Origin of the sequence: Saccharopolyspora sp., from assembly GCF_017434145.1 — a bacterium.
Lineage (GTDB): Bacteria > Actinomycetota > Actinomycetes > Mycobacteriales > Pseudonocardiaceae > Saccharopolyspora_C > Saccharopolyspora_C galaxeae.
In genome coordinates this window covers 1-8,458 of record NZ_JAFRFW010000475.1, presented here as the reverse complement: position 1 = coordinate 8,458, position 8,458 = coordinate 1, and the positions used below count along the sequence as shown (strand labels likewise).

Below are 8,458 nucleotides of genomic sequence, written 5' to 3'. Positions count from 1 at the left end.
CTGTAGCGCAGTTGGTAGCGCGTCTCGTTCGCATCGAGAAGGTCAGGGGTTCGATTCCCCTCAGCTCCACGCAGTAGGAGGCTCGTGCTCGCGGAGAGCGCGAGCCTTTTTGCGTTCCGCGTATTAGTTGCGGGGGCCGAGCCCCCGCAGGCCCCCACGGTGCGGTGGCTGCTTTTGTCGGGCTCCTCCCGGCGGGTGGTGTTCCCGGCCTGGGTTCTGACCAGCAGTTCTGTGTTCGAGTGGGCTCCTGCAATCTTCTCGCTGTGGGAGGCTCGTGCTCGCGGAGGGCGCGAGCCTTTTTGCGTTCCGCGTATTGGTTGCGGGGGGTCGAGCCCCCGCAGGCCCCTACGGTGCGGTGGCTGCTTTTGTCGGCTCCTCCCGGCGGGTGGTGTTCCCCGGCCTGGGCTCTGAATAGCGGTTCTGTGTTCGAGTGGGCTCGTGCAAACTCCACCGAATTAGTCATGGTGCGACCGCTCCTTTCGAGGCCGTTTCCGCGGCTGAGGCGGGAGCGGCTTCTTCGTTGTGCCGGGGTTGGGGATGCGGAAGAGCCCCGACTCGATGCGGCGACGCGTGGCGATCACCACGTCCGCCTCAGCGGCATCCGAGACGACTTGGTCCGGCCCTGGGTCTACGTTTGCCAGGTGGCCGGAGTCGCTCGACGACCTGCTTCGGATGCGCTCTTACCGGGCAAGCGCGCTGGCCACGCACGGCTCCGCCACGTGTGGTGCGGAACCGCAATCCCACCGATCCCCGTCCACCAGCGCGCAGGGGCGTGCGTCGCGAGACCGGAGGAACGCCGACCATGACCCTCATCGGCATCGAAGAGCACTGGATGCTGCCCGAGCTGACCTCCGCCCTCAAGGCCGTACCGCAGCCGGACGAGAGTCTCCACTTCAACGAGCGGGGCGGTGTGGGCGAGCGGCTTGAAGACCTCGGAGCCGGCCGGATCGCCACCATGGACGCCCAGGGCATCGACCTGGCCGTCCTCGCTCTCACCCCTCCGGGAACGCAGGCGCTGCCCCCGGCGGAGGCGGTCGCGCTCAGCCGCTTGGCGAACGACACCGCCACCGAAGCCGTCCGCACCCACCCGACGCGTTTCCGGTCGCTGTCGACCCTGCCGATCTCCTCCCCCGGCCACGTCGCCACCGAACTCGAACGCGCCGCAGCCCAGGGCCACGTGGGAACCATGGTCTATGGGCGGTCTGGCGACCGGTTCCTCGACGATCCCGCCTACGAGGACTTCTTCGCCGCCGCAGCCGACCTGCGCCAGCCGGTTTTCATCCACCCGCAGATCCCCTCCGAGGCATTGCGCGATGCCGCCTACCGGGGATTCGACCCCATGACCGACCGGGGGCTGGCCACCTTCGGCTGGGGTTGGCACCTGGAGGCGGCGACCGCTGCGCTGCGGCTCATCCTGCGCGGCACCTTCGACCGCCACCCCGACCTGCAGATCGTGCTGGGTCACTGGGGCGAACTGCTGCCCTTCTGGCTCGACCGCGCCGACAGCCTTTCCCGCATCGCCGGCCTCGATCGCCCGATCTCCGACTACGTCCGGACCAACGTCTTTCTCACGGCCTCGGGAATGCTCAACCCCGCTCTGCTGCATCACGCCCTGACGGTGACGACCACCGACCGGCTGATCTTCTCCACTGACTACCCCTTCCAGCAGCCCACCCGGGCGGAGATCGACACCTTCTTCGGCCACCTCCCCACCGACCGGCACAAAGTTCGCTCGGCCAACGCCGCCGCCCTCTTGGGCATCGACACCGCGGCCTGATCGACCTCCCGGTCGGCGAACCAGCCGCTCGCTAAGAGAGATCAGTTCCGCATCTCGTCGTGGCTGAACAGCGGAAAGGGCGTGCCGGAGCGGGCCGTCAGCAGCCGCCGCCGCGCGTTCACGACAGCGGGCCCCGGCCGGCCCAGGTCCAGGCGTAGGCGCCGTCGTCGGCGGCACGGCCGGCCTCGCCGAGTTCCAGCGGGCGGAAGGTGTCGACCATGACGGCGAGTTCGTCGAAGCGTTCGGTGCCGATGCTGCGTTCGTAGGCTCCGGGCTGCGGGCCGTGCGAATGCCCGCCGGGGTGCAGCGATATCGAGCCTTGGCCGATCCCGGAACCCTTGCGCGCGCCGTAGTCGCCACCGCAGTAGAACATCTCCTCGTCGCTGTCCACATTGGAGTGGTAGTACGGCACCGGGATGGAAAGCGGGTGGTAGTCCACCTTGCGCGGGACGAAGTTGCACACCACGAAGTTCGCGCCCTCGAACACCTGGTGCACCGGCGGCGGCTGGTGCACCCGCCCGGTGATCGGCTCGAAGTCGGCGACGTTGAACGTGTACGGGTACAGGCACCCGTCCCAGCCGACCACGTCGAACGGGTGCTGCGGGTACACGTACCGGGTTCCGATCGGTGCGTCACCGCGGCCGCGGTGCTTGACCAGCACTTCCACGTCGGTGCCCGCTGCCAGCAGCGGGGCGGTCGGGCCGTGCAGGTCGCGCTCGCAGTACGGCGAGTGCTCCAGGAACTGCCCGTACCGCGACAGGTACCGCGCGGCCGGGGTGATGTGGCTGTTCGCCTCGATGCAGTAGGCGCGCAGCGGCTCGTCGCCCTGCGGAATCCAGCGGTGCGTCGTCGCGCGCGGCAGCAGGACGTAGTCGCCGCCACCCGCCCGCAGCTCGCCGAACACGGTTTCCACGACGGCATCGCCGGACTCGAGGTAAACGCACTCGTCGCCGATGGCGTTGCGGTACAGCGGCGAAGCCTCCCCGGCCGCCACGTAGGAGATCCGCACGTCGCCGTTGCCGAGCACGAGCCGCCGCCCGGTCACGACGTCGCGGGCCTTCCACTCCCGATCGTCGAACAGCTCGTGCAGCTTCAGGTGCCGCGGCTTCAGCGGATGGTTGGCCACCGTGGACTGATCGGGCAGTTCCCACGGGGTCGCGTCGACGATCGCCGAGGGGATTTCGCGGTGGTACAGCAACGATGAATCCGAGGAGAAGCCTTCCTCGCCCATCAGTTCCTCGAAGTACAACGTGCCTTCGGCGCTGCGGTGCTGGGTGTGCCGCTTCGGTGGCACCTCACCGATTCGGCGGTAGTACACCATGCTGCGCTCCCTCCGGTTCCTGCGAATCGACACTCGCACGAGCAGCCAGTCGGACTCCGCGTTGCACATCTCGAAACGCGATGCGCGAATCCGACTATCCGGCGGTCGTGCGGCGACTGTCAATTCGCCGCAGCGCCCCGCGATCAGCCGACCGCGAGCACCACGTCCGAAAGCACCCGCGAGTCGCGCTCCACGACGGAGGACTCCGCGACGAGGCTGCCGCCTTCGTCCCAGATCCGGGTCCGGATCGTCTCGCCGGGGAAGACCACGCCGGTGAACCGCGCGGCGAAGGACGAGACCCGCTCCGCCTCGCCGCCCAGCGCGTTGTCCACCACGGCCTTGCACACCACGCCGTAGGTGCACAGGCCGTGCAAGATCGGCTGCGGATAGCCCGCCGCCTCGGCGAACGCGGGGTCGGCGTGCAGCGGATTCCGATCGCCGCAGAGGCGGTAGAGCAACGCCTGCTGCGGCTGGGTGACCGAGTCCGCGACGATGTCCGGCTCGCGCTCCGGCGGCTGCACGCGGTGCGACGGCCCGCGCTCACCGCCGAATCCGCCTTCGCCGTGGGCGAAGATCGACGATCGGGTGGTGCACAGTGCTTCGCCGTCCACGGTCAGCGTGCTCTCCTGCACGATCACCGCGGCCTTGCCCTTGTCCTGCACATCCGCGATGCGGGTGGTCGAGCGTCCGCGGCCGGCTGTCGGGATGGGGCGGTGCACGGTGATCTCCTGCCCGCCGTGCAGCACCTTCGCCAGGTCGATCTCGACACCGGGGAAGGAGACCGCGGGCGGCTCGGACTGCCGCAGGTTCGGCGCGACGACCGCGAACGTGGGCAGCACCCGCAGGTCCCGCTCGTAGGCGTAGCGCAGCTCGCCGGGGTCGGTCGGCGGATCTCCGGCTCCGAGGGACAGGTGGTAGAGCAGCACGTCGGAGGAATCCCACTCGACGTCCTGGGTGGCCACCGTCGCCCCGATGGCGACGTCCGGATCGATCGGCATCTGGAGTCCTTTCGCAGTGCGTTTTCCGGCGGTGCGGGAGAATTCGCGCGCCGAGTCGCCGAGCCGAAGAACCGACGACCCTGAGCCCGTTCATTCGTAGCTGACGTGCACCTCGTCGGTGACGGGCAGCGCTTGGCAGGCGAGCACGATGCCCTCGTCGAGGTCTTCCTGCTCGAGGATGTCGTTTTGCTGCATGGCGACCTCGCCGCTGTTGATCCGGCACGCGCACGCGCTGCACGCGCCCTGCCTGCACGAGAACGGCGCGTCGATGCCGCGTTCCAGCAGCAGGTCCAGCAGGCGCTGCTGCCGCGGCCAGGTGATCCGGTGCTGCTCCCCGTCGATGTCGACCTCGACGGTCGCGGCGTCCTCGCCGGAGGCTTCGACCGGCTCCGGCGCGTCCTCGAACGGGTTCTGCTCCAGGGACAGGAATTTCTCGACGTGCACCTTGTTCGTGCTCACGGCTTTGAGCGCTTGGGCAGCGATGTCCATGAAGGCCGCCGGTCCGCACACGAACGTCTCGTAGTCCGCGAACGGCTCGGCGAGCGCTTGCAGCGCCGACGCCTCCGGCAGCCCTTGCACCGCCTCCAGCCAGTGCACGACGGTCAGCCGCCCGGGATGCCGCGCGGCCAGGTCCCGCAACGCATCCGCGAAGATCACGGACCTCTCGTCCCGGTTCGCATAGACCAGCACGACCCGGCCGTCGCCGCGCGCCAGCGCCGACCGCACGATGGACATGATCGGCGTGATCCCGCTGCCGCCCGCGAACAGCAGGAAGTTCCCGTCCAGCGACTTCGGCGTGAACACCCCCGCGGGCGGCAGAACCTCCACAGTGGACCCAGCGGTGATGTTGTCGCACAACCAGTTGGAGCCGTGCCCGCCGTCGACCCGCTTGACCGTGACGCGCAGCGCGCCGTCGGTGTGCGGGGAACTCGACAGCGAGTAGCAGCGGGCCACCGACCCGCCCCGGTCGTCCGGGACCCGCAGGGTCAGGAACTGGCCGGGTGCGTAGCTGAACGCCTCGTCGGCGTCCTCGGGAACCGCGAACACCAGTGAACGGGCGTCCGCGGTCTCCTCGACGACCTCGTCGACCTTCAGCCGATGGGATTCGGGGGTCCGTGGTGCGGACATGAACACTCCCAGGATCTGTTTCATCAGCGGCCAAGCCGCTCGCGGTGGGAGACGCCGGTGGCACGCAGTCGGTGAACGGACCGTTCGTCCCGCTGGATTGGTCGAACGGCCCGTTCGCTCATCTCGTTTCGGAGTCGGGGGCGTGCGCCGACTGGTTGACGCTGGCCGACAGGTCCGGACAGCCGTCGACGTGCGCGGTGTTGCCGCCGGGGGCGTGGGTGGTCAGTTCGGGGCAGTTCTCGACGGCTTCGGCGGTCCACTGGATGCTGGTGTGGTCGGGGCTGTTCTTCTTCGCCAGCACGCAGGAGCCGCACCGCGCGCACTCCACCGGGCGCAGCCCGCCTTCCAGCTGCTCGCGGCGGTCCGCGGCGGTGCGCTCCCGCAGCCGCGCCCGCACCTCCGGCCGGTCGTCGAAGGACGGCGCCTTGGCCCAGCTGTCCGCGGCCACGCTCACGCCCCGTCCGTGGATTGCGCCGCGCGGCGGGCGAGGTTGTCGGCGACCTCCTGCTCCCACGCCTTGTTCGCCCGCGTGGTGTCCACTTCGAACTCGAACCGGCCGGTCATGTCCTCGGTGACGTCGGCGACGTCCACATAGAACTGCTCGTACCAGCGGCGCAGCTGGTAGACCGGGCCGTCCTCCTCGCACAGCAGCGGGTTGTCGATCCGCGTCTTGTGCCGCCAGATCTCGACGTCCTGCAGGAAGCCGACGCTGGTGTTCTCCGAGATCTTGTGCGCGATCTTGTCCGCCTGCCGGTCGTTGAGCCCGGGCAGCTTCTTCGCCAGCACGCCCCACATCAGCACGAACGAGTTCGAGGTGACCGGGTAATGGCAGTTGATCAGGATCGTCTCGATCGTGGTGCCGTTGTGCTCGTTCCACAGCCGGTCGATCATGTACGACGGCCCGTAGTAGGAAGCCTCCGAGCGGCCGAGGTTGTCCTCACCCGCGTAGTTCGACTCGTTGTTGCCGACGTCCGGGCGTCCCTTGGTGTTCAGGTACTGCGTCGCGATGTGGCCGTCGAAGACGTTCTTGAAGTACGTCGGGAAGGCGTAGTGCACGTAGAAGAAGTGCGCCATGTCCACCACGTTGTCGATGATCTCGCGGCAGTTGGAGCCCTCGATGAGCTCGGAGTTCCAGCTCCAATTGCTCCACTCGTCGGAGAACACCTCGGGCAGCTCCGGGATCGTGATCTCCGGCGGCGGCGGATTGCCCTCCGGGTCGTTCCACACGAACAGCTGCTTGTTGCGCTCCATGCAGGTCCACGCCTGGGTGCGGGCGCGCAGCGGAACCCGCTTGGCGTACGGGATGCCCGCGCAGCGGCCGTCGCCCGACCAGCGCCAGTCGTGGAACGGGCAGGCCACCGCGTTGTCCTTGATCGTGCCCTGGCTGAGGTCGCCGCCCATGTGCCTGCAGTAGGCGTCGAGCACGTTCAGCTCGCCGTCGCTGGATTGGAAGACCACCAGCTTCGTGCCGAACACCTCGACGGAGTGCGGTTTGCCGTCCTTAAATGGTTCGGACAGCCCCAGGCAGTGCCAGCCCCGGGCGAACCTGGTCGGCGGGGTGCCGACGTCGATGGTCCGCAAGTCGCTGTGGCCGTTGTGCTCCGGCTGAGTCATCGCTGTCTCCTCCGTCCGCCCCCCAACGGGGCTCGATGCGGTTCTCGTCAGCTCGGTCATTCGGGTTGCCGTGCGGCCGGCTGCGCCGCCATGTGCAGCGCGGCCAGGTAGCCGAAGGTCATGGCGGGGCCGAGCGTGGCTCCCGGCCCCGCGTAGGTGCGGCCCATCACCGCGGCGCTGGCGTTGCCCGCCGCGTACAGACCGGGGATCGGGGTGTCGTCGTCGCGCAGCACTCGCGCGTGCACGTCCATGCGCAGGCCGCCCTTGGTGCCCAAGTCTCCGGGAACGATCTTCACGGCGTAGAACGGCGGCACTTCAAGCGGAGCCAGGCACGGGTTGGGGCGGTTGCGCGGGTCGCCGTAGTAGTGGTCGTAGGCGCTGCGGCCGCGGTGGAACTCGGTGTCCTCGCCGCTGCGGGCGAAGCCGTTGAACCGGTCCACGGTGCCGCGCAGGGTCTCGGCGGGCAGGTCGATCTTGCGGGCGAGTTCTTCGACGGTGCCCGCCCGGCGCACCGCTCCCGCGTCGTACCAGCGCCGGGGCAGCGGTTGCCGCGGCCCGAGTCCGGCGAACACGTAGCGGTTGCGGTAGCGCTGGTCGGCGATCAGCCAGGTCGGCATGTTCCGCGCGGGCCCGTCGCCGTCGCCGTACATCGCGTGCACCGCGTCCACGTACGGCGCTGCTTCGTTGACGAACCGCTGCCCGTCGCCGTTGACCAGGATGCATCCCGGCAGGGTGCGTTCGGCCAGGCAGAACCACGGGCCGCCGGTGAGCGGGATGGACGGTCCCCACCAGGCGTCGTCCATCAGGTCGATCGAGGCGCCGATCGCCTGCGCGGCCTGGATCGCGTCGCCGGTGTTGGCCTTCGCGCCGACCGTCCACTGGGTACCGATCGGTTCGCGCTGGTGCTGCTTGCGCATGACCTCGTTGTGCTCGAAACCGCCGGCCGCGAGCACCACGCCGCTGCGCGCGTGCAGTGTGGTGCGTTCGCCCGCGCGGTCCACGACGACGCCGGTCACGCGGCCTTCGTCGTCCTGGACCAGGTCGAGCAGCGGGGTGTTCAGCCACAGCGGCACCTGCTCGTTGCGCAGTCCGACGCGCAGCCCGGCGGCGAGCGCTTGCCCGCGCACCAGCAGCCGTTTCCGCATCAGCTGCGCGAAGGCCCAGCGCAGTCCCACCCGGACACCGCGCAGCACGCCGCGCGGATGCCGGGCGAGCAGGTTCACCCAGCGGAAATCGGCCTGGGTGACCACGAAGTTCGGTGGTGCCTTGGTGAAGTCCGGTTCCAGCTCGGCGAGATCCTGCCCGAGCACGCGCCCGTCCAGCGGAGCGGGCTCGATGGACCTCCCGCCGGGACGGCCGCCGGGCGCCTCCGGGTAGTAGTCGGAGTATCCCGGCACCCACCGCATCCGCAGCGGAGTGCGCCGCAGCACCGTCGCGAGCATTTCCGGTCCGTGCTCCAGGAAAGCCCTGCGCAGCTCGGCGGGCGCGGTGCTGCCCACGATGTGGTCGAGGTAGGCGGTGGCGTCGTCGGTGGTGTCCTCGATGCCTGCGCGCGCGAGCACGTGGTTGTTCGGTACCCACAGCCCGCCGCCGGAGCGGGCGGTGGAACCGCCGTCGCGG

General features: G+C 69.3%; 7 protein-coding genes and 1 tRNA gene. 2 read left to right on the top strand and 6 right to left on the bottom strand.

Annotation, left to right across the window (positions count from 1 at the left end):
- Both IJH84_RS13175 and IJH84_RS13170 read left to right on the top strand, forming a co-directional pair.
- Window positions 1-69: transfer RNA gene (locus tag IJH84_RS13175), tRNA-Ala, on the top strand.
- A gap of 733 nt (window positions 70-802) precedes the next feature.
- Entirely contained in the window at window positions 803-1,777 is a 975-nt protein-coding gene (locus tag IJH84_RS13170) for an amidohydrolase family protein (RefSeq protein ID WP_295144647.1), read from the top strand.
- Between the two features lie 118 nt (window positions 1,778-1,895).
- On the opposite strand, the gene IJH84_RS13165 is transcribed toward IJH84_RS13170, so the two are convergent.
- From IJH84_RS13165 to kstD, 6 genes are all read right to left on the bottom strand, one after another.
- Complete coding sequence (locus tag IJH84_RS13165) at window positions 1,896-3,098, bottom strand: homogentisate 1,2-dioxygenase (RefSeq protein WP_295144644.1); 1,203 nt, start codon at window positions 3,096-3,098, stop codon at window positions 1,896-1,898.
- A gap of 143 nt (window positions 3,099-3,241) precedes the next feature.
- The gene (locus IJH84_RS13160; RefSeq protein WP_295144641.1) at window positions 3,242-4,096 is read right to left on the bottom strand and encodes a MaoC/PaaZ C-terminal domain-containing protein; all 855 of its coding nucleotides are present in this window, start codon (window positions 4,094-4,096) and stop codon (window positions 3,242-3,244) included.
- A gap of 90 nt (window positions 4,097-4,186) precedes the next feature.
- The gene (locus IJH84_RS13155) at window positions 4,187-5,224 is read right to left on the bottom strand and encodes a ferredoxin--NADP reductase (protein ID WP_295144638.1); all 1,038 of its coding nucleotides are present in this window, start codon (window positions 5,222-5,224) and stop codon (window positions 4,187-4,189) included.
- 118 nt (window positions 5,225-5,342) lie between these two features.
- Entirely contained in the window at window positions 5,343-5,678 is a 336-nt protein-coding gene (locus IJH84_RS13150; protein WP_295144635.1) for a hypothetical protein, read from the bottom strand.
- Complete coding sequence (locus IJH84_RS13145; RefSeq protein ID WP_295144632.1) at window positions 5,675-6,838, bottom strand: Rieske 2Fe-2S domain-containing protein; 1,164 nt, start codon at window positions 6,836-6,838, stop codon at window positions 5,675-5,677. The genes IJH84_RS13150 and IJH84_RS13145 overlap by 4 nt, the downstream gene beginning before the upstream one ends.
- A 56-nt stretch (window positions 6,839-6,894) precedes the next feature.
- Window positions 6,895-8,458, bottom strand: a 1,564-nt coding sequence (kstD, locus tag IJH84_RS13140) for a 3-oxosteroid 1-dehydrogenase (RefSeq protein ID WP_295144629.1), incomplete at its 5' end; no start/stop codon positions are given.

What these genes read in the sequence shown, in the direction of transcription:
- IJH84_RS13170 (WP_295144647.1), top strand. Translation starts at nt 803, where the DNA reads ATGACCCTCATCGGCATCGAAGAGCACTGGATGCTGCCCGAGCTGACC.
- IJH84_RS13165 (WP_295144644.1), bottom strand. Translation starts at nt 3,098, where the DNA reads ATGGTGTACTACCGCCGAATCGGTGAGGTGCCACCGAAGCGGCACACC.
- IJH84_RS13160 (WP_295144641.1), bottom strand. Translation starts at nt 4,096, where the DNA reads ATGCCGATCGATCCGGACGTCGCCATCGGGGCGACGGTGGCCACCCAG.
- IJH84_RS13155 (WP_295144638.1), bottom strand. Translation starts at nt 5,224, where the DNA reads ATGTCCGCACCACGGACCCCCGAATCCCATCGGCTGAAGGTCGACGAG.
- IJH84_RS13145 (WP_295144632.1), bottom strand. Translation starts at nt 6,838, where the DNA reads ATGACTCAGCCGGAGCACAACGGCCACAGCGACTTGCGGACCATCGAC.